Raw genomic sequence first — 20,760 nt, 5'->3', positions numbered from 1 at the left:
GGCGGGCGCTCCGCCGCCCCGCCGGCGGGTGTAGCTTCGCGCCCGGTGAGCGGGCGGACGGCGCCCGCGAGCGAGCGGTGGGAGCGACACGTGCACGTGGTCGTCATGGGCTGCGGCCGTGTCGGCTCGGCGATCGCGCGGCGGCTGGAGAAGGTCGGCCACAGCGTCGCGGTCATCGACCAGGACCCCGAGGCGTTCCGCCGGCTCGGACCGGAGTTCACCGGCCGGCAGGTCACCGGCCTGGGCTTCGACCGGCAGGTGCTCCTCGACGCCGGCATCGACTCCGCCGGGGCCTTCGCCGCGGTGAGCAGCGGCGACAACTCCAACATCATCAGCGCCCGGGTGGCCCGCGAGACCTTCGGCGTCCAGCACGTCGTCGCCCGGATCTACGACTCCAAGCGCGCCGAGGTCTTCGAGCGCATGGGCATCCCGAGCGTGGCCACGGTGCCGTGGACGGTGAACCGGCTGATGCGCGAGCTGCTGTCGGTCAAGGTCAGCGAGATCTGGCGCGAGCCCACCGGCAAGGTCCTGCTGATGCGGGTGACCGTCACCGACGGCTGGGTCGGCCGCAAGGTCGCCGACCTGGAGACCGCCTGTGGCGCCCGCGCCGCCTGGCTGGTGCGGTTCGGCGAGTCGCAGCTGCTCACCGCGGGCACGGTGCTGCAGGACGGCGACCAGCTCGTCGTCGCCGCCACCGACGAGATCTCCGACCGGGTGCACCAGGCCGTCGAGCAGGGAGGGAGGGCCTGATGCGCGTGGCCATCGTGGGCGCCGGCGCCGTCGGGCGCTCCATCGCCGGGGAGCTGCTGTCCAACGGGCACACCGTCATGCTCATCGAGAAGGACGGCCGCAAGGTCCGCACCCGGGCGGTGCCCGGCGCGGAGTGGGTGCAGGCTGACGCCTGCGAGGTGTCCTCCCTCGAGGAGGCGCAGCTGGCCACCTGCGACGTCGTCGTCGCGGCCACCGGCGACGACAAGGCCAACCTCGTCGTCTCGCTGCTGGCCAAGACCGAGTTCGCCGTCAACCGCGTCGTCGCCCGGGTCAAGGACCCGCGCAACGAGTGGCTCTACACCGAGGCGTGGGGCGTGGACGTCGCCGTGTCCACCCCGCGGGTGCTCGCCGCGCTGGTGGAGGAGGCGGTGACCGTCGGCGACGTCGTCCGGCTGATGAGCTTCCGCAAGGGTGCGGCCAACCTCGTCGAGATCACCCTCGCCGAGGACACCCCGTGGGCCGGCCGGCCGCTGCGCGAGGTGCCGCTGCCGCGCGAGACGGTGCTCACCGCGCTGCTGCGCGGCGACCGCGTCATCACCCCGAGCCCGGACGAGCCGCTCGAGGTCGGCGACGAGCTGCTGTTCGTCACCCACGCCGACGTCGAGGAGCAGCTGCAGCAGGTGCTCTCCCCCACCGGCGCCTGAGCCGGGCGGCCCACCGCCGCGGTTGACCCGCGCCGGGACCCGCGGCCAGGATGGCCGGGCCGGCACGGGCCGCGCGACGGTCCCCGACGACGAGGGGCGCCCATGAGCGACACCGCCACCGTCCCGGTGCCCCACCTGGGCACCTCGGTCATCGGCCACCGGTTCGCCCGCGCCTACGACCCGTCCCTGCCGACGCTGGTCCTGGTCAACTCGTTCAGCACCTCCGCCGACCTCTACCGGCCGCAGTTCGCCGACGACGAGCTCGCCGCCACGGCGAACCTGCTCGCCCTCGAGCCCTACGGCCACGGCCGCACCCGCGCCTCGTACGCCCAGTTCACCTACTGGGACTCGGCCATCGCCGACCTGCAGGTCCTCGACGCGCTCGGCATCCCCGACGCGTTCGTCCTGGGCACCTCGCAGGGCGGGTGGATCGCCGCCCGGATGGCGGTGCTCGCGCCGGACCGGATCCGGGGCATCGTCGCGCTGGGCACCTCGATGGACACCGAGAGCCCGCGCAGCCGCGACCTGGGCTGCTGGGACGGCGTCGCCTTCTGCACACCGGCCATCGACGCCCTCAGCGCGCCCGTCGGGGAGGACTGGGCGGTCCCGGCGGAGATGGTCGACGCCGTCCTCGCCGAGGGGTTCGGGCCGGACGTGCCGCCCGCGGAGCGCGCCTTCTGGCACGCGCGGCACCGGGAGAACTACGCCGGCGACGACGGCCGCGAACGCCTCCGGCTCGCCTCCGTCAACCTGCGCGACCGCGACGGGCTGCACGGCCGCCTCGACGGCGTGCGCTGCCCGGTGCTGTGGATGCACGGCACCGCCGACACCGTCTACTCCGTCGCCAACGCCGAGGAGGAGATCCGGCTGTTCCCGAACAGCCCGCACGCCGAGCTGCGCGTGGTCGAGGGCGGCCGGCACTTCCTCAGCGCCTCCGACCCCGCGGCCGTCGACGCCGCCACGGTCGAGTTCGTCCGCCGCTGGGCGTAACGGGCGCTCAGCCCGGCCCGGGCGCGCCGCCGTCGGTGGCCACGCGGTGGCGGTGCAGGCGGGCGACCACCCACAGCGTCACCGCCAGCGCGGCCGCGGTGACCGGCAGGCCCAGCACCAGCGAGGCGACGCCGAGCAGGTCCTCCTCGTTGGCGAGGTACAGCGGCGTCTGCACCGCGACCCGCAGCAGGAACGTCAGCGCCCACAGCACGGTCAGCCACCCGTAGGCGCGGACCACCCGCGGGTCGTCGCGCCAGTGCCGCTCGGGATCGGGATCGACCGGCCGCTGCGCGGACCCCGGCGCGTCGGCGGGCACCCCGTGGGGCTCGGCCTCCGGCGCCGGCCGGGAGTGCAGCCGGGCGCGGGCGGTGTCGACCCGCCGCCGCAGGCCCGGCAGCGAGTGCGCGGCCATGGAGCCCAGGTGGCTCGGTGCCAGGAACTCGGCGAGGACGCCGATCAGCGGCCAGCGCAGCGGCACCGACGCCAGCAGGACGACGCCGATGACGGCGTTGCGGATGATCCCGGGCACGAAGTAGTTGCGGGCCTGCCCGGAGGCCGCGGCGATCGCGACGGCGACGGCGACGCCGAAAAGGCCGCTGAAGGCCTGCTGCACGCTCTCCCGGCGGACCAGCCGGAAGGCGAGGACGAGCAGCGCGGCTCCGATCGCGCACCAGATGCCGGTGCGCAGGTCGCCGAGGGCGTTGGCGACGATGAACGCCACGGTGGGCAGCGAGGCGTCGACCATCCCGCGCCAGCCACCGAGCTGCTCGAGCACCAGGTGCCGGTCGAAGGTCACGCCCGGGCCGGCGTCCCCGGTCTCCTCCTGCTGCGCTGGTCCCCCGGGCTCGCGCCGGCCGTCGTCGTCGGCCGCCGCCGTCACCCCGCGCTCAGCTCGTACCAGGGGTTGTAGATCACCTTGCGTCCGTCGAAGGAGGCGAACCGCCCGCGCGCGGTCAGCGTGCGGCCGGGCTCGATGCCCGGGATGCGCCGGCGGCCCAGCCAGACGAGGGTCACCGAGCCGGACCCGTCGAACAGCTCGGCCTCGAGGGTCGGGACCGTCTCGCGAGGGGTGTAGACGACCGACTTCAGCCGGCCGGTCACGGTGACCACCGCGCCCTTGCGGCAGGCGCTGACCAGCTCGCAGCCGGCGCGGTCGGTCTCGGCGCGCAGCTCCTGCGCGTCGATCGTGGAGTCGTCGGCGGTGAGTCGCTGGAGCCTGCGCGCGAGCCAGCCGCCGGGACGCGTCTGTGTCACGGGTCCAGCGTAATCCGGCTCAGGGGGTCGGGAGGGCCGCCGTCCCGCCGCTGTCGCAGCCAGTCGCGCGCCACCGCCCAGGCCTCGCCGGCCGGGTCGATCGGCTCCATGTGCCCGCCCGGGAGGGTGTGCACCCGCACCCGGTCACCGGCCGCCGTCGCGGCGGCCGCGTAGCGCTCGCTCTGCTCGGGCGGCACGACGTCGTCGCCGGTGCCGTGCACGCACAGGACGTCGGCACCGGTGGGCAGCAGCCGCACCGGGTCGGCGGCGACGTAGCGGTCGGGGACCTCGCCGGGCTCGCCGCCGAGGAACTCCTGGGTCGCCCGGCGGCCCAGCGCCCGCTCCGCCGCCCGGCCGAGGTCGAGCACGCCGGCCTGCAGCACGGCCGCGGTGACCCGCACCCGCGGCCCGGCGCCGGGTGCGCCGGCGGGCAGCCGCCCGCGGCCGGCGGCCCAGGCGGCGAGGTGGCCCCCGGCGGAGTGGCCGACGACGGTCACGTCGGTGAGGTCGAGCCGGTCGCGCTCGGGCAGGTCGGCGAGGCCGTCGACGGCGGCGGCGACGTCCTCCAGCGTGGCCGGCCAGCCGCCTCCCGCGCCCACCCGCCGGTACTCGACGGCGACCGCCGCCCAGCCGGCCGCGGCGAGGTCGGCGGCCAGCGGGCGGGCCAGCTCGACGCCGTGGGCGGCGCGCCAGAAGCCGCCGTGCACGACGACCACCACGGGCGCGGCGCCCTCCCCGCCGGGGAGGGACAGCTCGAGGAACTGGTCGGGGTGCGGCCCGTAGGCGACGGTCCGCGGGCTCACGCGCCCGGGCCGGCCGCCGGCGGCCGCGGCGCCGCGGGACGGGGAGCGCCCTGCTGCTGGGCCCCCTGCTGCTGGGCGGCCTCCTGCTGCTGGGCGGCCCCCTGCTGCTGGGCGGCCTGCTGCTGGCGGGCGAGCTGCGCGGCGGCCTGGGGCGGCAGGGCCAGCGGCAGCTGCTCGCGCACCGGCATGGGGTCGGTGCCGCGCACGACGACGATCTGGCGGAAGACGTCCTCGAGGACCGCGGCCGCCTCGGGGCTCTCCGCGGCGGGGCCGCTGATCATGCCGCGCAGGAACCAGCGGGGGCCGTCGACGCCGAGGAAGCGGGCGGCCCGACGCTGCGGCTTCGGCGGCGGCCCGCCCGGCTGCGCGGGCGGGGTGACGACGACGGTGCCGGCCAGCTCGGGACCGAAGGGGCCCTCCACCTCGGTCAGCCGACCGCCCTGGCCGGACGCGCTGCGGGCGAGGTCGGCGCGGACGTCGTCCCAGATCCCGGCGGCGCGCGGCGCGGCGAAGGCGGAGACCTGCAGCAGCGAGTCGCCGTAGCGCAGCGTCGCGCCGATCACCTTCTGCTGCGGGTTGAGGTCGACGCGCAGCTCGGTGCCCGGGACGGCGGGCAGCCGCAGCGCGCCGAGGTCGACGCGGGGCCGGCCGTCCTCGGGTGCGTCGGCGACGTCGAAGGGGCCGGTGGTCTCGTCGACCTCCCGCTCCCGGTGCTGCGGCTCCGGCGGCACGCCGCGCTCGCGCAGGCTGCGGTCGATCCGGTTGCGCCGTCGTCCGAAGGGCATCTCAGGCCTCCTCTCCCCCGGGGCCGGCCGTGCCGGTCGAGCCGTGACCGCCCTCGCCGCGGACGCTGGCCGGCAGCTCCTCGACCGGCACGAACCGCGCCCGCACCACCGGCTGAACCACCAGCTGGGCCACCCGCTCACCGCGGCGCAGGGTCACCGGCGCGACCGGGTCGAGGTTGACCAGGTTCACCTTGATCTCCCCGCGGTAGCCGGCGTCGACGGTGCCCGGCGCGTTGACGATGCTCAGCCCGTGCCGCGCGGCCAGGCCCGAGCGCGGGTGCACGAACCCGGCGTAGCCCTCGGGGATGGCCACGGCCACGCCGGTGCCGACCAGGACCCGCTGCAGCGGTGCCAGCTCCACGTCCTCGGTGACGGCGAGGTCGGCCCCGGCGTCCCCGGGGAGGGCGTACTGCGGGGGCCGCGACCCGGGCGCGGTCAGCCGTACCGGGACGTCGACGGCAGGGGGCACTGCGGGGGGCTGGACCACGACCGCGAATCTAACCGCGCGCTCCGGGCCCGGGACGGCGCAGGTCGGCCCGGACGCGCCGGGCCAGGGCCTCGGTCGCCCTGAGGTTGACGCGGCCCCCGATGGCGGCGCCGACCAGCAGCGGCGCGGCCGCCCCGACGCCGCGGGCCATCCGGGTGGTGAGCCGGCGGCTGAGCGATCGCAGGCCGGCGGTGCCGAGCACCACGCCGAGCCCCTGCCGCTCCCCGCCGTCGTGGGCGCGCTGGGCGGCCCAGCTCGCCAGGTAGGCGGCGGCCCGCTCCCGGTCGTCACCCGCGGCGGCGCGGCCGTGCAGCTCGTGCAGCTCGCCGAGCAGCACCACCTCGACGGCGGCGGTCAGCAGCGTCTCGGCGCCCAGCTCCAGCGGCAGGGCCAGCAGCGACGGCGGGACCAGCCAGTGCGCCGCCGACAGCCCGCCGGTGGCCGCACCGACCGCGGCGGTCAGCCGGGCCGCCCGGGCGGTGAGCTCGTCGGCGATCTCCTCGTCCGAGCGCCCCGGGTGGGCGGCACGCAGGCGGGCGGCGTCGCGGACCGGCAGGCGCGGCGCGGCCGTGGCCAGCAGGTCCCCGAGGACCGGGCCGAGACCGCGCCTGCCGCCGTCGTCGCCGGGAGGAGGGGCAGCGCCGGGGACGTCCCCGCCGCGGGCCGTCGCGGCGGCGGCCGCAGAGGCGACGGCACCGACGACGTCGCGCAGCAGGCCGGCCGTCGGGCGGCGCGGGCCGTCGGGGCTCCCGCCGTCGGAACTCGCGCCGTCGCCGGCGGTGCCGCCGAGCAGCCCGGAGACGGCGTCGGCGACGGCCCGGGCGGCGCGGCCCAGCCCGGTCTCGGCCTCCGGCACGTCCCCCGGGGGGCCGGGGTCGGCAGGCTGCGTCACGGGGCGTGGCGGCGGGACGTCCCTGGGCGCGCCGAACCCGGTCATCGGCTGCTCCCTCCCCGTGCGTCCCGCCGCGCCTCCCCTGTCAGTGTCCCCGGCCCGGCCGTGGGTCCGCGAACGGCCGGAGGGGTCGTGCCTAAGCCGCGCAGTCGCGGCAGTAGTTCTCGTTGCCGCGGCTGGCGGCCAGGCGGCTGCGGTGCTGCACGAGGAAGCACCGCGAGCAGGTGAACTCGTCCTCCTGCTTGGGCAGGACGCGGACGGTCAGCTCCTCGTTGGACAGGTCCGCGCCGGGCAGCTCGAGGCTCTCGTTGAAGTCCGTCTCGTCGACGTCGACCGAGCTGGACTGCGCCTCGGCCCGCCGCGCCTTGAGCTCCTCGAGCGAGTCCTCGCCGAGCTCGTCGGCCTCGTTGCGGCGCGGGGCGTCGTAGTCGGTGGCCATGGGGTGTGCCCCTCCTCCGGGGTTGTCGCGGGCGGAACGCGCCCGCCTCGTCCGACGGCGGCGGCGGGCGCCACCGTCCTGTGCGGCCGACGGGGGCGGCCGCTGGTTCGGTCGCCGGACCTGCCCCGGAGCGACGCGGTGGTCGACCCGGTGCGGGACCGGCACCCCCCGAACGCCGTGCGGCTCCGGTTTGTGCCCGCCGTCAGGCACCGGGCACGTCGGCCGACGACGGGCCGGGACCGGGGGTCCGGCGGGCGGTCGGGAGGCGGAGTGCCGGAGGCTACCCTGCGGCCCGTGTCGAGTGCCGTGGGAGCTGACCCCGCCGTCGTCGGTCCGTACCTCGCCTCCGTGCTCGGGGACCCGCGCTGGCGCGAGGTCACCGTCGAGCTGATCGCGGCCGGCATGTCCAACCTCACCTACGTCGTCACCCCGGCGGGCGGCACGGTCGACGACGCGGTGATCCTGCGCCGTCCGCCCACCGGCGCGGTGCTGGCCACGGCGCACGACATGGCCCGCGAGCACCGGGTGATCAGCGCGCTGGGCCCGACCCCCGTCCCGGTGCCGCGGACGCTGCACCTGTGCACCGACCCGGAGGTGCTCGGCGCGCCCTTCTACGTCATGGAGCGCGTCGAGGGCCTGCACGTGGTCACCGACCTGCCGGCGGGCTACGCCGACCGCCCGGAGCAGCGCCGGGCGATCGGCGACGGGCTCATCGACGTGCTCGCCGACCTGCACTCGGTCGACCCGCAGGCGGTGGGCCTGGGCGACTTCGGCCGGCCCGAGGGGTTCCTCGCCCGGCAGGTGCGCCGCTGGAGCGGGCAGTGGGACGCCACGCGCGACCGCGACCGCCCGGCGATGGACGCCCTGGCCGCCCGGCTGACCGAGACCGTCCCGGCCACGCAGCGGGCCGGGATCGTGCACGGCGACTACCGGCTGGACAACTGCCTGCTCGACCCGGAGCGGCCCGGCGGGATCCGCGCGGTGCTCGACTGGGAGATGTCGACGCTGGGCGACCCGCTCACCGACATCGGGATGCTGTTCGTCTACTGGCCCGAGGCCGGGGAGACCCGCCCGGTGCTCAGCCCGGTGACGACGCTGCCGGGCTTCCCCACCCGCCGGGAGATCGCCGACCGCTACGCCGGGCGCAGCGGCCTCGACCTCGGCGACCTGACCTGGTACGTCGGGTTCGCCTACTTCAAGTTCGCCGCGATCGTCGCCGGGATCGTCGCCCGCTCGGCGGCCGGCGCCATGGCGGGCAAGGACACCTCCGGGTACGCCGACCGCATCGACCCGTGCGTCGAGCTGGGACGCGCCGCGCTGGAGGACGGTGTCCTCTGAGGTCGGCGGCCGCCCCTAGACTCCGCGCGACCCGCCGGTCCGGTCCGGACGGGCGCCGAGGAGGACGAGCGTGAGCACCACCACCGACAGCCCTCCGGTGCGGCGCCGGAAGGACCGCCGTCCGGTGCCCCCGCTGGTCTTCCTGCTGGTCCTGGCCCTCGCCGCGCTCGGGGTGTGGTGGAAGGTGCTCACCGACGAGAGCAACCGCGCCGAGGCCGACGAGGCCGCCTGCGCCACCGCGGAGGCGGCCCCGCCGTCGCTGGACCCGACCACGCTGTCGGTCCGCGTCTTCAACGCCACCGACCGGGCCGGGCTGGCCCAGGAGGTGGCCGCGGAGCTGCAGTCGCGCGGGTTCGTCGTCGAGGAGATCGCCAACGACCCCTCCGAGCGCGAGGTGACCGGCAGCGGCGAGGTGCGGCACGGTCCCCGCGGCGAGGACGCGGCCCGCTACCTGGCGCTGTTCCTGCCCGGCGCCGGCACCTTCCTCGACACCCGGGCCACCGCCCAGGTCGACCTGGTGATCGGTCCGGACTACACCGGGCTGGCCTCGCCCGAGCAGGTGGCGGCGACCCTGAGCCCGATCGCGAGCGCCGAGGCCGCCTGCTCCGAGTGAACCGGCCCCCCTCGGTCCGGCCGGTCCGGTGCAGTCGGCTCAGTGCAGCCGGTCCAGCAGCGCGAGGAACGGCTCGGCGACGGTCTCCGGGACGGCGACCGCCATCGGCTCGGCGAACGGCCGCCCGGGCAGCCCGGTGACCACCAGGCCCGCCTCGGCGGCGACCAGCGCGCCGGCGGCGTGGTCCCAGGGCTTGAGGCCGAGCTCGTAGTAGGCGTCCACCCGCCCGGCCGCCACGGCGCACAGGTCCAGGGACGCGCAGCCCTGCCGGCGGATGTCGCGCACCTCCGGCAGCAGCTGCGCGACGACCGCGCCCTGCGCTCGGCGCTGCTCGACCCGGTAGCCGAACCCGGTGGCGACCAGCGTCTGCCCGAGCGAGACCGGCCGGTTGCCGGACAGCCGCACCGGCTCGGGCTCCTCGCGGGTGGACAGCCAGGCCCCGCCGCCGGCGGTGGCGGTGAACAGGTCCCCGGTGGGCACGTCGAGGACCACCCCGGCCACGGAGACGCCGTCGACCTGCGCGGCGACGGAGACGGCGTACCCGCGCAGGCCGTAGAGGAAGTTGACCGTCCCGTCGATCGGGTCGACCACCCAGCGCACGCCGCTGCTGCCCGGGCGGGAGGCGCCCTCCTCGCCGAGCAGGCCGTCGTCGGGGCGCGCGGCGAGCAGCCGGCCGGTGATCAGCCGCTCCGCGGCGGTGTCGACGGCGGTGACGACGTCGGTGGGGCTGGACTTGACGTCGACGGCGGCCGCGGCCGACCCGCGCTCGCGGGTGACGAGCGCAGCGGCCTCCCGGGCCGTGGCGACGGCCAGGTCGAGCAGGTCGGCGGGCGACGCGGGAGCACTCACCCGGGCGATCCTGCCCGAGCACCCCGCCGGGTCGCGGCGCCGGTCACTACTGTGGCCGCCGTGCAGGGGTTCGGCGTGGACATCGGCGGCAGCGGCATCAAGGGGTGCCTGGTCGACCTGGAGAAGGGTGCCCTCATCGGGGAGCGGATCCGTGTGGAGACACCGCAGCCCTCGGTGCCGACGGCGGTCTACGACGTCGTCGTGGGCATCGTCGACTCCTTCGGGTGGACCGGGCGGATCGGCGTCACCTACCCCGGCGTCATGAAGCGGGGGGTGGCGCACACCGCGGCCAACATGGACAAGGGCTGGATCGGCACCGACGTCGACGCCGGGCTCAGCGCGCGGATCCCCGGCGCCGTCGAGACGCTCAACGACGCCGACGCCGCGGGGCTGGCCGAGATGCGCTACGGCGCCGGCCGCGGCAAGGACGGCGTCGTCCTGCTGCTCACCTTCGGCACCGGCATCGGCAGCGCGCTGTTCGTCGACGGTCACCTGGTGCCCAACACCGAGTTCGGCCACATCCAGGTCGACGGTCACGACGGCGAGAAGCGGGCCTCGGCCGCCGCCAAGGACCGGGAGGAGCTCAGCTACCCGCACTGGGCCAAGCGGGTCGACCGCTACCTCGACGTCCTGGAGGCCAGCGTCTGGCCGGACCTGATCATCGTCGGCGGCGGGGTCAGCAAGAAGGCGCACAAGTGGGTGCCGCTGCTCAGCACGCGCACCCCGGTGGTCCCCGCGGAGCTGCAGAACGACGCGGGCATCGTCGGGGCGGCGCTGGCCGCTGCGGAGCACCTGGAGCCCTGAGCCGCCGGTGACGGGGACGGGGACGCCCCTTCCGGGCGACCGGGTGCGGCTCGAGGCGCTGGTCACACGGCGTCACGTCGCTACAATGGAGAAGCCCCCGCCCGTCACCACCCAGCCGGGAGTCATCCCCCCTCCGCCCCGCGGCCAAACACCGCACCGGTCCCCGGGGCTCCCTGTCCCGCGGCTGACGGCAGGGGCCGCTACCCGGGAGCCAGACCGCTCCCGGGGAACGCACCGAGCACGGGAAGGAACCTGAGTGCCCGCCGACAAGCCTGCACCGGACACCGACGTCGCGAGCAGCACCCGCTCCCGCACGGTGGCCGCGAGCACCCGGCCCTCCCGGACCAGCGCCCCCGTGGGCGTCGCCGAGGGCGCGGCCGCCAAGCCCGCGGCCCGCAAGAGGGCCCCGGCCAAGACGGCGGCGACGGCCGCCGCCACGGGCAAGCCGAGCACCATCCCCTCGCCGGGCGCCGGTGAGGGCACCGTGCTGACCGCCGTCGCCACCGACGACTCGGCCGTCGCGGTCATCGACGCCGGCGCCGAGGGCCTGACCCTCGACGAGACCGTCGTCGCCGGCCCGGACGGCGCCGAGCCCGCCGAGGTCCCGGCCGCCGAGGAGGCCACCGCCGAGGGCGGGGACTTCGAGTGGGACGACGAGGAGGAGTCCGAGGCGCTGCGGCAGGCCCGCAAGGACGCCGAGCTCACCGCCTCGGCCGACTCCGTCCGCGCCTACCTCAAGCAGATCGGCAAGGTCGCCCTCCTCAACGCCGAGGAGGAGGTCGACCTCGCCAAGCGCATCGAGGCCGGGCTCTACGCCGCCGAGCGGATGCGCCAGGTCGAGGAGGAGGGCCAGAAGCTCTCCCCGCAGATGCGCCGCGACCTGAACTGGATCATCCGCGACGGCGAGCGGGCCAAGAACCACCTGCTCGAGGCCAACCTCCGCCTGGTGGTCTCCCTCGCCAAGCGCTACACCGGCCGCGGCATGGCGTTCCTGGACCTCATCCAGGAGGGCAATCTCGGCCTGATCCGCGCGGTGGAGAAGTTCGACTACACCAAGGGCTACAAGTTCTCCACCTACGCCACCTGGTGGATCCGGCAGGCCATCACCCGCGCCATGGCCGACCAGGCCCGCACCATCCGCATCCCGGTGCACATGGTCGAGGTCATCAACAAGCTCGGCCGCATCCAGCGCGAGCTGCTCCAGGACCTCGGGCGCGAGCCCACCCCGGAGGAGCTGGCCAAGGAGATGGACATCACCCCGGACAAGGTGCTGGAGATCCAGCAGTACGCCCGGGAGCCGATCAGCCTCGACCAGACCATCGGCGACGAGGGCGACAGCCAGCTCGGTGACTTCATCGAGGACTCCGAGGCCGTCGTCGCGGTCGACGCGGTGAGCTTCACGCTCATGCAGGACCAGCTGACCAGCGTGCTGCAGACCCTCTCCGAGCGGGAGGCCGGCGTCGTCCGGCTGCGGTTCGGCCTCACCGACGGCCAGCCGCGCACGCTCGACGAGATCGGTCAGGTCTACGGGGTGACCCGCGAGCGGATCCGGCAGATCGAGTCGAAGACGATGTCGAAGCTGCGCCACCCGAGCCGCTCCCAGGTGCTGCGCGACTACCTCGACTGACCGTCCGGAGCAGCCGGGTGTCCGTACCGGGCACCCGGCTGCTCCGTGTCGGGTCGCCGGCCGTCAGCCGCCGAGCAGCGGCAGCAGCGCCGTGCAGTAGTCGTCGGACCGGCCGGTGGACTCCTTGTCCACGCGGATGAACGTGATCTCGTCGTCCGTGGGGTCGTCCGGCGTCCCGTTGAGGTCGACCCTGATCGTCTGGCGGACCTGGCCCGGGTTGCGGGCGATCGGGGTGCCCTCGGCGTCGTACAGCGTCGATGCGCCGGTGGCCAGGAAGGTGACCAGCAGGGTCCCGCCGGCCTCCACGACCACCTCGATGTCCTTGTTGAGCACCCGGTCGACGGAGCTCGCGATCACCGTCGGGTCGTCGCCCAGCAGCGTCAGGGTCTCCTCGACCCGCAGCGTCTCCAGGTAGTACGGCACGCGGTCGGCTCCGCGGAGGGTGACCACGTAGCGGCCCCGGATGGTGGTGGCGATCTCCACGTCCTGCCCGGACCCGCAGAAGTCCTCCTCGACCCGCGTGAACGAGTCGGTGATCGTGCCCCTGTCCGGGGGCTGTGCCGCGGCGGTCCCCGTGACCGCCGCCGTCAGCAGCACCGCCAGGCTCCCCGTCGCCGCGATCGCTCGTGCAGGCCTCATGACGCCTCCAGCCGTTCTCCGCTTCCCGTCGCCGGACCCGGTCGGGCCGGCGACGGCGCAGCCTCGTCCCGCCGGACCCGGCCCAGGAGGAAGCAGCGCACGCGGGCCGCCCGCGACGGTGGGTCCGACGGCGCGTCGTCGGGCCGCGTGTCCTGCGCGTTGCGGGATGGTCACGATCTCACCCGCCTGAGCGGACCACGCGGTGTACCGCAGCACCGGCCGGGTAGACGGCGTAGCGTGGAGGACGTCGAGACAGCAGCGGACCCACGGCAGCCGGAAGCCATCCGGCGCACCGGCACCACCAGCACCACTGACAGACAGACCGGCACCACCCAGTGACGTCCCTGCTGAACCCCTTCCACCAGTCCCAGTGGCCACCGGCGCACCACCACCGGCGCGTCGGCCGCAGTGACGGGAGGCACGGGAACAGGAGGCTCCATCCTGGCGCTGTGCAGGAGGCCGATCCGCAGCCGCGGGTCCGTGCGGTAGAGAGCGAGTGATGACCCAGATGACCCAGACGCTGACGACGACCCCCGCCGCCGACGACCTGGTCGTGCCCTTCCACTGCGACCGGTGCGGCGCACTGGCGAAGGTGCGTGTCGTGCTCGCCAGCGGTAGCGACCTCGTCTTCTGCGGGCACCACGCTCGCGAGTACGAGTCCAAGCTCCGCGACATCGCCGTCGACATCATCGAGACCGACGGCGAGCAGCGCCTCACCCACTGACCGAGGCGCTATCGTCGCTCACCGCGATGATGCCCTCACCCGACGCCGCCGCCGGCGTCCCCGGACCGCCTCGTGCGGACGGGGACCCGGCGGCTCCGTCGTTCCCGGGGTCCCCCGGTCGACGGCGACCCGAGGAACCCCCGATGCCGCAGCACCCTGCCCCCTCCCCCGCGCCCGCCGCCGGGGAGACCACCGCTCCGGGCCGCACCGCTCCGGACAGCACCGCTCCGGACAGCACAGCTCCGGAGACCCCCGCCCCGGAGAGCCCCGCGCCGGGGACGTCCGCGCCCGGCGGGTTCTCCGACGACACCCGGCCGGTCCCCCGCGACCGCGGGCCGGTCGGCCCGGACGCACCGGCCGCCCCCGCGCCCCGCAGCTCCCGGGAGGCCCCGGCGGATGCCCCGGCCGGGGACGCCGCCGCCGGCACCGGGCAGCCCGCCGCGGGCCCTCCTGCCGGGGACACCCCCGCCGGGGACACCGCGCCCGACCCCGTCCGCGACACGGTGACGCTCACCGGCGGTCCGGCCGCCTCCGCCGACACCGCGCACGCCACCGAGCCGGTCGACGTCGGCCCGCCCGCCGCCGCGGACCCGGCCCCTGCCGACCTCTCCGACACCGTCGCGCTGTCCGGCGCCGCGGTGCCGGCCGAGGCGCCTGCGGCCACCGCGCCCCCCGTCACCGCGCCCCCCGTCACCGCGCCCCCCGTTCCCGCGACCGGCCCCACGGCCGGCGCCGACGCCCCCGGGGCCGCTGGACCGCCCCCGCCGCCGGCCGGTCAGGCCGCGCCGCGCCGCCCGTGGTGGCGCCGGCCGGCCGCGCTCGTCCCGGTCGGCCTGCTCGCCGTCCTCGGCCTCGCCTACGGCGTCGACCTGCTCGTGGCCGGGGACGACCTGCCCCGCAACACCGTCGTCGCCGGTGTGGAGGTCGGCGGGCTGTCGCACGCGGCCGCGGCCACCGAGCTCGAGGAGCGCCTCGCGCCACGGGTGTCGGCCGACCACGTCGTCGTCGCCGACGACGTCGAGACGACCCTCTCCCCCGCGGCGGCCGGGATCACCCTCGACGTCGACGCGACCGTCGACGCCGCCGACGACCAGCCGCTGAACCCGTGGACGCGCCTGGTCTCCTTCTTCGACGACCGCGAGGTCACCCCGGTCATCACCGGCGAGGAGACCGCGCTGGCCGCCCAGGTCGACACCATCGCCACGCAGGTCGACCGCGCGCCGGTCGACGCCACCGTCGCCCTCGAGGGCACCACGCCGTCGGTGGTCGAGCCGGCCGACGGGCGGACGCTCGACCGCGAGGGCGCCGCCGACGCCATCACCACGGCCCTGGCCTCCGGCGGGGACCCGCAGACCCCGATCGAGCTGCCGGTCGACGTCACCCCGGTCCGGGTCGGCACCGAGGAGGCGCAGCGGGTCCTCGACGAGACCGTCACCCCCGCACTGGCCGCCCCGGTCACCGTGACCAGCCAGGACGGCGCGACGTCGGTGGAGATCCCGGTCGAGGCCATCGCGGCCTCGCTCACCTTCACCCCGCAGGACGGCGGCGAGCTCGCCGTCGCCGTCGACCCCGCCGCCCTGCAGACGGCGATGGGCGAGGACTTCGCAGCGTTCGGCACCGCGCCGCAGGACGCCCGCTTCGAGGTCGGCGACGGCGCGGTGCGCGTCGTCCCCTCGGTCGACGGCACCGGGGTGGACCCCGACGCGCTGGCCGGCCAGCTGCTCGAGGTGCTCCCCGACCCCGCGCCGCGGACGGTCACCGCCGAGCTCGGCGCCGTCCCGGCCGACCTGACCACCCAGGAGGCCGAGGCGCTCGGCATCCGCGAGGAGGTCAGCTCCTTCACCACCACGACGACGAACAACGCCAGCGGCACCAACATCCGCGTCGTGGCCGAGGAGGTCGACGGCGCCCTGGTGCTGCCGGGCGAGACGTTCAGCCTCAACGGCTACACCGGCCCGCGCGGCACCGCGCAGGGCTACGTGCCGGCCAACGTGATCAGCGGCGGCGAGCTCTCGACCGCCGTCGGCGGCGGCATCAGCCAGTTCGCCACCACCATGTTCAACGCGGTGTTCTTCGCCGGCCTCGAGGACGTCTACCACAAGCCGCACAGCTTCTACATCAGCCGCTACCCCGCCGGCCGCGAGGCCACGGTGTACGAGGGCCAGATCGACCTGCAGTGGCGCAACGACACCGACACCGGCATCTACGTGGACACCCAGTGGGCGCCCGCGGCCTCCGGCGGGTCGATCACGGTCACCTTCTACGGGACCAAGCGCTACGAGGTCGAGGCCATCGAGGGCCCGCGGACGAACTACCGCCAGCCCGCGGTGCAGGAGAAGGTGGACGACGGTGACTGCATCCCGCAGTCCGGCGTCCAGGGCTTCGACGTCACGGTCACCCGGGTGTTCCGCGACCTGCAGTCCGGCGCCGAGATCCGCCGGGAGAGGTTCGACACGACGTACGCCGCCGAGGCGGTCATCCGGTGCGTCGCGCCGCCCCCGGCCGCCCCGGCGCCGGCCCCGGACGGCGGCACGCCCCCGGCGCAGCCGACGGCCTGAGCCCACGTCCCGGACCCGCGGCCCGCGGCGCGGTCGCTCCTCCGACCGGGGGATCGCCGCGCTGCCCGCTCCCGGACGGGAGCGGGCGGCGCGTCCGGGCGTGCACACTGGCCGGGTGAGCACCGTGCGGGCCGGCGGGCCGCCCCGCACCGGCGGGCCGGCCGGTGACGGCCGCCCCGTCGCCGTGCCGGACCCGCCCCCGCCCGGTCCCGACGGCGCCACGGCCTCGGGAGCCACCCGCGCCGAGGCACCGCACCCGGGCCGGCTCGACCACTGGCCGGCGGTGGTCCGGGTGCCGCTGCAGGTGCTCGGCCGCACCGTGGCCAAGGCGTGGCAGGACCGGATCCTGGGCCTGTCCGGTGAGGCGGCGTTCTGGCAGATCCTCTCGGTGCCGCCGCTGCTGATCGCGCTGCTGGGGTCGCTGGGCTACCTCGGGGACTGGATCGGTGCGGCGTCGGTGCAGACCATCGAGGACACGCTGGTCGACGCCTCCAGCCAGGCGCTCACCGCCGACGTCGTCGACACGCTGGTGCGGCCCACGCTCAGCGACATCCTGACCTCCGGCCGGCTCGACGTCGTCAGCCTCGGCTTCCTGCTCACGCTGTGGGCGGGGTCCTCGGCGACGGCGACGTTCATGAACACGATCGTGATCGCCTACGACCAGCGCGACGTGCGCGGGCCGATCGCCACGCGCCTCATGGCGCTGTGGCTGTTCGTCGTCGGCCTGGTGCTGGCGGTGCTCATGCTGCCGCTGCTGGTGCTCGGCCGGGGCGTGCTGGTGGGGCTGCTGCCGCAGGACTGGCAGCAGACCGGGAGCATGCTGGTCAACGCCGTCTACTGGCCGCTGGTGGTCGTGGGCCTGGTGCTGGCGCTGACGAGCTTCTACCACGTGGTCCTGCCCCGGCGGCTGCCCTGGCGGCGGCACCTGCCGGGCACGCTGCTGGCCGTCGGGTTCTTCGTGGTGGCCTCGACGGTGCTGCGGCTCTACGTCTCCGACATCCTGGTGGCCGCGCTGCCCTACGGCGCGCTGGCCACCCCGATCGCGGCGCTGCTGTTCCTGTTCTTCTTCGGCATGTCGGTGCTGCTGGGCGCCGAGCTCAACGCCGCCGTGCAGGAGCGCTGGCCGGCACCGCTGCGCCGGCACACCCGCCGGGCGCAGCGCCGGCGGGCGGCCGAGCTGGCGGCCGAGGCCAAGCGCCTCGGCCTCCGATGACGTCCTGGAACGGCTGGTGACGTGCTGGAACGGCCCCTCTGCAGGGTCCCGCCGCGAGCGTGCGAGCGGTGGGGGGCAGAGGGGTCCTTTCACTTCTTGAGCGACTCGTAGATCTCCTTGCAGGCGGGGCACACGGGGCTGCCCGGCTTCGGGGACTTGGTCACCGGGAAGACCTCCCCGCAGAGCGCCTCGACCAGCGTCCCCATGACCGCGCTCTCGGCGATCTTGTTCTTCCGCACGTAGTGGAAGACCTCGTTCGCGTTGCCGGTGTCGCCCTCGCGGACGTCGGGCTTCTCGAGGATGTCGGTGCTGCTCACGGCTGCTCCCAGGCTGGGCGACGGGTTCCGGCCGGGCGGCCGGCCACGAGGGTGCGGCCGGGCGCCGACCGCCTGCCCACCATGATGGCAGGGTGAGCGCCGAAGCCCGTCATGCCGCCGCCCCCGCCGACCTCGTCCTCTCCCCCGAGGTCGCCGAGGCGCTCGACGCCGGCGCCCCCGTCGTGGCCCTGGAGAGCACGCTGCTCGCCCACGGCCTCCCCCGGCCGGACAACCGGGCCGCCGCCGACGAGGTGGAGGCCGCCGTCCGCGCCGGCGGTGCGGTACCGGCGACGATCGCCGTCCTCGACGGCGTCCCGCACGTCGGTCTGACCGCCGCGCAGGTCGACCGGGTGTGCGCCGACCCGGACCTGGCCAAGCTCGGGGTCCGCGACCTGCCGGTGGCCGCGGCGCTGGGGCTGTCGGGTGCCACCACCGTGTCGAGCACCGCGCTGCTGGCCGCGGCCGCCGGGATCGGCGTGTTCGCCACCGGCGGGCTCGGCGGGGTGCACCGCCAGTCGGCGGAGACCTTCGACGAGTCCGCCGACCTCACCGCGCTGTCGCGGACGTCGCTGGCGGTGGTCTGCGCGGGCGTCAAGTCCATCCTCGACGTCCCGGCGACGCTCGAGCGGATGGAGAGCCTGTCGATCACCGTCGTCGGCTACCGCACGACCCGCTTCCCGGGCTTCTACGTGGCCGACTCCGGCTCGGCCCTCGACTGGTCGGTCGACAGCGCCGAGCAGGCCGCCGCGGTGCTCGCCGCGCGGCGCGACCTGACGCCGGGCGCGGTCGTCGTCGCCAACCCCCTGCCGGCCGACGAGCAGCTCGACCCGCGGCTGCACGACCGCGTCATCGCCGACGCCCTGGCCGCGGCGGAGTCGGCCGGGGTGCGCGGCAAGGCGGTGACCCCGTTCGTCCTGGACCACCTGCACCGCGCCAGCGGGGGCGCGACCCTGGCGGTCAACGTGCGGCTGGTGCTGCGCAACGCCGAGCTGGCCGGGCGGATCGCCGCCGCGCTGGCCGGGACACCCCGCTGAGCACCGGGCGCCCGGCCGTCGTCGTCGGGGACCTCGCCACCGACGTCGTCGCGGTGCTCTCCGGGCCGCCGGCGCCCGGCTCGGACCGGGCGGCGGTCATCCGCAGCCGCGGCGGCGGGGCCGGCGCGAACGTGGCCGTGCACCTGGCCGCGCTCGGGGTGCCCGTGGTGCTGGCCGGCTGCGTGGGCGGCGACCCCGCCGGCGCCGTCCTGGTGGCGGAGCTGACCGCCGCCGGGGTCGGGCTCGCGGTGCGCACGGTGCCCGGCGCGGCCAGCGGCACCATCGTCAGCCTGGTCGAGCCCGGCGGGCAGCGCAGCATGCTGGCCGACCGAGGCGCCAACCTCGAGCTGCGCGCCGACGACGTCCCGGTCCCCGCGCCCGGCGGCCACCTGCACCTGTCGGGCTACACGCTGCTCGACGAGCGGCCGCGGGCGGCCGGGCTGGCAGCGCTGGCCGCGGCCCGGGCGGCGGGGTGCACCGTCTCGGTGGACCCGGCCTCGACCGGACCGCTGGCCGCCTCCGGCGTGGAGCGGTGGCTCGCCGACACCGCCGGCGCGGACCTGCTGCTGCCCAACGCCGACGAGGCGCGGCTGCTCACCGGCTGCGCCGACGTCGCCGACGCCGCCCGCGCGCTGGCCCGCCGGCACCCCGCCGTCGCGGTGACCCTCGGTGCCGACGGCGCGCTGTGGGCCTCCGCCGGCACGCTGGTGCACCGGCCGGCGCACCCGGCCGACGTCGTGGACACCACCGGCGCCGGCGACGCGTTCACCGCGGGCCTGCTGTCGGTCTGGCTGGCCGGGGACGGCGGGGACCCGGCCGCGGCGCTCGACGCCGGGCTGGCGCGGGCCGCCGGCGTCGTGGGGCGGCCCGGGGCGCGGTGAGGCGGGGTCAGCCGTCGATGACCCGGCCGCCCTCGATGACGCGGCGCTCGCGCGCGGGGGCCTCGAGGATGCGGTCGGGCCGCGGCGGCACGTAGCGGTGCGCGTCGAGCTTCTTCTTCGGCGGCCGGTCGTTGGCCATGACGACGGCGATCCAGGGCAGGACCGTGCCGAGCACCGCGAAGAGGATCGCCAGCCAGAGGATCTGGTAGAAGGCCGCGGCCAGCACCAGGCTGACGGCGCGCACGGCCATGGTGATCACGTAGCGCTTCTTCCGGGCGGCGTGCTGCTCGACCAGGCTCGGCTCGGCCTGGGTGATCAGCACCGGCTCGGCCCTGCGGGGTCGCCCGGACTGCTGGCTCGAGGCCACCTGCACCCATCCCTCTCACGGATCGGGGCAGAGACGGCACGGTGTCGCCTGTGCAGGCCGGTTGCCCGTCATCCGGTGGCGGGCTCCCGACTTCCCCCGGTCCGCCCTCCATGGTGCCACCGCGGCAGGACCCGTGCAGGCGGCTGCGCGGACGATCGGGTGCCGGTTCCCGCACTGCTCAGCGGCTCGCCGCGGCCTTCGCGGCCTGCTTCGCCTCCTGCTTGGCGGCCCGGACCTCGGCCAGCGACCCGGGCCCGGTGACGTCGGCGACCGATCGCCGCGACCCCTCCTCGCCGTAGCCGCCGGCCGCCTCGCGCCACCCGGGCGGCGTCACGCCGTACTGCTTGCCGAGAAGCGCGACGAGGATCTTCGCCTTCTGCGCACCGAACCCGGGCAGCTCACCGATGCGGCGCAGCAGGGTCGCGCCATCGGGGGCGTCGCCCCACAGTGCCTCGGCTCGGCCGTCGTGGCGTTCCACCAGCAGCCGGCAGACCGCCTGGGTGCGGGCGGCCATCGAGCCGGGGTAGCGGTGCACCGCCGGCGGCCCCTGGAAGAGCCGCGTCAGGTGCTCGGGGTCGGCGTCGGCGATCGCGGCCGCGGACAGGGTGTCCACCCCCATCCGGTCGGCGAGCAGCCGCGGCCCGGCGAAGGCGCGCTCCATGGGGAACTGCTGGTCGCACCGTATGCTGCGAGGAGCACTTGCAGAGAGCGACCGTCATTGTACGCACGGT

The 20,760-nt window shown here is 76.1% G+C and carries 24 protein-coding genes; 12 read left to right on the top strand and 12 right to left on the bottom strand.

Annotation, left to right across the window (positions count from 1 at the left end; all coding sequences use genetic code 11):
- Nucleotides 1-45 precede the first annotated feature (45 nt).
- The 3 genes from ACI8AD_RS19715 to ACI8AD_RS19705 all read left to right on the top strand — a co-directional run bounded on the left by ACI8AD_RS19715 (nt 46) and on the right by ACI8AD_RS19705 (nt 2,405).
- Nucleotides 46-750, top strand: coding sequence for a potassium channel family protein (locus ACI8AD_RS19715; RefSeq protein WP_456872220.1), 705 nt, complete (start codon nt 46-48; stop codon nt 748-750).
- A complete protein-coding gene (locus ACI8AD_RS19710; RefSeq protein ID WP_456872219.1) occupies nt 750-1,415 on the top strand; it encodes a potassium channel family protein in 666 nt (221 codons plus the stop codon). Before ACI8AD_RS19715 ends, ACI8AD_RS19710 begins: the two co-directional genes overlap by 1 nt.
- 102 nt (nt 1,416-1,517) lie before the next feature.
- Nucleotides 1,518-2,405, top strand: a complete 888-nt coding sequence (locus ACI8AD_RS19705) for an alpha/beta fold hydrolase (protein WP_456872218.1) — start codon at nt 1,518-1,520, stop codon at nt 2,403-2,405.
- A 7-nt stretch (nt 2,406-2,412) separates the two neighbouring features.
- Here the strand turns inward: ACI8AD_RS19705 and ACI8AD_RS19700 are convergent, their stop codons facing one another.
- The 7 genes from ACI8AD_RS19700 to ACI8AD_RS19670 all read right to left on the bottom strand — a co-directional run bounded on the left by ACI8AD_RS19700 (nt 2,413) and on the right by ACI8AD_RS19670 (nt 7,065).
- Nucleotides 2,413-3,285, bottom strand: coding sequence for a DUF3159 domain-containing protein (locus ACI8AD_RS19700; protein WP_456872217.1), 873 nt, complete (start codon nt 3,283-3,285; stop codon nt 2,413-2,415).
- Nucleotides 3,282-3,659, bottom strand: coding sequence for an OB-fold nucleic acid binding domain-containing protein (locus tag ACI8AD_RS19695; protein ID WP_089404122.1), 378 nt, complete (start codon nt 3,657-3,659; stop codon nt 3,282-3,284). The genes ACI8AD_RS19700 and ACI8AD_RS19695 overlap by 4 nt, the downstream gene beginning before the upstream one ends.
- Nucleotides 3,656-4,462 carry an alpha/beta hydrolase family protein gene (locus ACI8AD_RS19690; protein ID WP_456872216.1) on the bottom strand — a complete coding sequence of 269 codons (807 nt, stop codon included), beginning with the start codon at nt 4,460-4,462 and terminating at the stop codon, nt 3,656-3,658. The genes ACI8AD_RS19695 and ACI8AD_RS19690 overlap by 4 nt, the downstream gene beginning before the upstream one ends.
- Nucleotides 4,459-5,247, bottom strand: coding sequence for a DUF3710 domain-containing protein (locus ACI8AD_RS19685; protein WP_456872215.1), 789 nt, complete (start codon nt 5,245-5,247; stop codon nt 4,459-4,461). The genes ACI8AD_RS19690 and ACI8AD_RS19685 overlap by 4 nt, the downstream gene beginning before the upstream one ends.
- 1 nt (nt 5,248) lies before the next feature.
- Nucleotides 5,249-5,734 carry a dUTP diphosphatase gene (gene dut, locus ACI8AD_RS19680; RefSeq protein ID WP_456872214.1) on the bottom strand — a complete coding sequence of 162 codons (486 nt, stop codon included), beginning with the start codon at nt 5,732-5,734 and terminating at the stop codon, nt 5,249-5,251.
- Nucleotides 5,735-5,744: 10 nt separating this feature from the next.
- Nucleotides 5,745-6,626 carry a hypothetical protein gene (locus ACI8AD_RS19675; RefSeq protein WP_456872213.1) on the bottom strand — a complete coding sequence of 294 codons (882 nt, stop codon included), beginning with the start codon at nt 6,624-6,626 and terminating at the stop codon, nt 5,745-5,747.
- A gap of 136 nt (nt 6,627-6,762) precedes the next feature.
- Complete coding sequence (locus ACI8AD_RS19670; protein WP_089404127.1) at nt 6,763-7,065, bottom strand: DUF4193 domain-containing protein; 303 nt, start codon at nt 7,063-7,065, stop codon at nt 6,763-6,765.
- A 294-nt stretch (nt 7,066-7,359) separates the two neighbouring features.
- Between ACI8AD_RS19670 and ACI8AD_RS19665 the strand changes: the two genes are divergently transcribed.
- The gene (locus ACI8AD_RS19665) at nt 7,360-8,403 is read left to right on the top strand and encodes a phosphotransferase family protein (RefSeq protein ID WP_456872212.1); all 1,044 of its coding nucleotides are present in this window, start codon (nt 7,360-7,362) and stop codon (nt 8,401-8,403) included.
- Nucleotides 8,404-8,473: 70 nt separating this feature from the next.
- Nucleotides 8,474-9,016: a LytR C-terminal domain-containing protein gene (locus tag ACI8AD_RS19660; protein WP_456872211.1), complete on the top strand. Its 543-nt coding sequence runs from the start codon at nt 8,474-8,476 to the stop codon at nt 9,014-9,016.
- 39 nt (nt 9,017-9,055) lie between these two features.
- On the opposite strand, the gene ACI8AD_RS19655 is transcribed toward ACI8AD_RS19660, so the two are convergent.
- On the bottom strand, nt 9,056-9,865 hold the full coding sequence (locus ACI8AD_RS19655) for an inositol monophosphatase family protein (RefSeq protein ID WP_456872210.1): 810 nt from the start codon (nt 9,863-9,865) through the stop codon (nt 9,056-9,058).
- A gap of 60 nt (nt 9,866-9,925) precedes the next feature.
- Between ACI8AD_RS19655 and ppgK the strand changes: the two genes are divergently transcribed.
- Both ppgK and ACI8AD_RS19645 read left to right on the top strand, forming a co-directional pair.
- Nucleotides 9,926-10,669, top strand: a complete 744-nt coding sequence (gene ppgK, locus ACI8AD_RS19650) for a polyphosphate--glucose phosphotransferase (RefSeq protein WP_456872209.1) — start codon at nt 9,926-9,928, stop codon at nt 10,667-10,669.
- A 256-nt stretch (nt 10,670-10,925) separates the two neighbouring features.
- A complete protein-coding gene (locus ACI8AD_RS19645; RefSeq protein ID WP_456872208.1) occupies nt 10,926-12,296 on the top strand; it encodes an RNA polymerase sigma factor in 1,371 nt (456 codons plus the stop codon).
- Nucleotides 12,297-12,359: 63 nt separating this feature from the next.
- Here ACI8AD_RS19645 and ACI8AD_RS19640 read toward each other — a convergent pair whose 3' ends face one another.
- Entirely contained in the window at nt 12,360-12,935 is a 576-nt protein-coding gene (locus tag ACI8AD_RS19640; protein ID WP_456872207.1) for a hypothetical protein, read from the bottom strand.
- Nucleotides 12,936-13,434: 499 nt separating this feature from the next.
- On the opposite strand from ACI8AD_RS19640, the gene ACI8AD_RS19635 reads away from it, so the two are divergent.
- The 3 genes from ACI8AD_RS19635 to ACI8AD_RS19625 all read left to right on the top strand — a co-directional run bounded on the left by ACI8AD_RS19635 (nt 13,435) and on the right by ACI8AD_RS19625 (nt 17,430).
- Entirely contained in the window at nt 13,435-13,659 is a 225-nt protein-coding gene (locus ACI8AD_RS19635; protein ID WP_089404386.1) for a DUF7455 domain-containing protein, read from the top strand.
- 143 nt (nt 13,660-13,802) lie between these two features.
- Nucleotides 13,803-16,217, top strand: a complete 2,415-nt coding sequence (locus ACI8AD_RS19630) for a VanW family protein (protein WP_456872206.1) — start codon at nt 13,803-13,805, stop codon at nt 16,215-16,217.
- Nucleotides 16,218-16,332: 115 nt separating this feature from the next.
- Entirely contained in the window at nt 16,333-17,430 is a 1,098-nt protein-coding gene (locus ACI8AD_RS19625) for a YihY/virulence factor BrkB family protein (RefSeq protein ID WP_456872205.1), read from the top strand.
- An 89-nt stretch (nt 17,431-17,519) separates the two neighbouring features.
- On the opposite strand, the gene ACI8AD_RS19620 is transcribed toward ACI8AD_RS19625, so the two are convergent.
- Nucleotides 17,520-17,747, bottom strand: a complete 228-nt coding sequence (locus tag ACI8AD_RS19620; RefSeq protein ID WP_456872204.1) for a DUF3039 domain-containing protein — start codon at nt 17,745-17,747, stop codon at nt 17,520-17,522.
- A gap of 92 nt (nt 17,748-17,839) precedes the next feature.
- Here ACI8AD_RS19620 and ACI8AD_RS19615 point away from each other — a divergent pair, with 92 nt between their 5' ends.
- Entirely contained in the window at nt 17,840-18,781 is a 942-nt protein-coding gene (locus ACI8AD_RS19615) for a pseudouridine-5'-phosphate glycosidase (RefSeq protein ID WP_456872203.1), read from the top strand.
- A complete protein-coding gene (locus ACI8AD_RS19610) occupies nt 18,778-19,662 on the top strand; it encodes a carbohydrate kinase family protein (protein WP_456872227.1) in 885 nt (294 codons plus the stop codon). Before ACI8AD_RS19615 ends, ACI8AD_RS19610 begins: the two co-directional genes overlap by 4 nt.
- A 7-nt stretch (nt 19,663-19,669) precedes the next feature.
- Here the strand turns inward: ACI8AD_RS19610 and ACI8AD_RS19605 are convergent, their stop codons facing one another.
- Both ACI8AD_RS19605 and ACI8AD_RS19600 read right to left on the bottom strand, forming a co-directional pair.
- Nucleotides 19,670-20,029 (bottom strand): DUF3099 domain-containing protein, encoded by a 360-nt coding sequence (locus ACI8AD_RS19605; RefSeq protein WP_456872202.1) that lies wholly within the window; start codon nt 20,027-20,029, stop codon nt 19,670-19,672.
- A gap of 178 nt (nt 20,030-20,207) precedes the next feature.
- The gene (locus ACI8AD_RS19600) at nt 20,208-20,714 is read right to left on the bottom strand and encodes an HhH-GPD-type base excision DNA repair protein (protein ID WP_456872226.1); all 507 of its coding nucleotides are present in this window, start codon (nt 20,712-20,714) and stop codon (nt 20,208-20,210) included.
- Between the last annotated feature and the right edge of the window lie 46 nt (nt 20,715-20,760).

It is taken from the genome of Geodermatophilus sp. SYSU D00766 (assembly GCF_054049915.1).
The sequence above is the reverse complement of the archived record's forward strand: the minus strand, read 5'-3'. Positions and strand labels throughout refer to the sequence as shown.

Bases quoted from the DNA above. Each gene is read 5' to 3' on its own strand.
- ACI8AD_RS19635 (WP_089404386.1), top strand. From the start codon at position 13,435: ATGACCCAGATGACCCAGACGCTGACGACGACCCCCGCCGCCGACGAC.
- ACI8AD_RS19710 (WP_456872219.1), top strand. From the start codon at position 750: ATGCGCGTGGCCATCGTGGGCGCCGGCGCCGTCGGGCGCTCCATCGCC.
- ACI8AD_RS19670 (WP_089404127.1), bottom strand. From the start codon at position 7,065: ATGGCCACCGACTACGACGCCCCGCGCCGCAACGAGGCCGACGAGCTC.
- ACI8AD_RS19705 (WP_456872218.1), top strand. From the start codon at position 1,518: ATGAGCGACACCGCCACCGTCCCGGTGCCCCACCTGGGCACCTCGGTC.
- ACI8AD_RS19640 (WP_456872207.1), bottom strand. From the start codon at position 12,935: ATGAGGCCTGCACGAGCGATCGCGGCGACGGGGAGCCTGGCGGTGCTG.
- ACI8AD_RS19630 (WP_456872206.1), top strand. From the start codon at position 13,803: ATGCCGCAGCACCCTGCCCCCTCCCCCGCGCCCGCCGCCGGGGAGACC.
- ACI8AD_RS19685 (WP_456872215.1), bottom strand. From the start codon at position 5,247: ATGCCCTTCGGACGACGGCGCAACCGGATCGACCGCAGCCTGCGCGAG.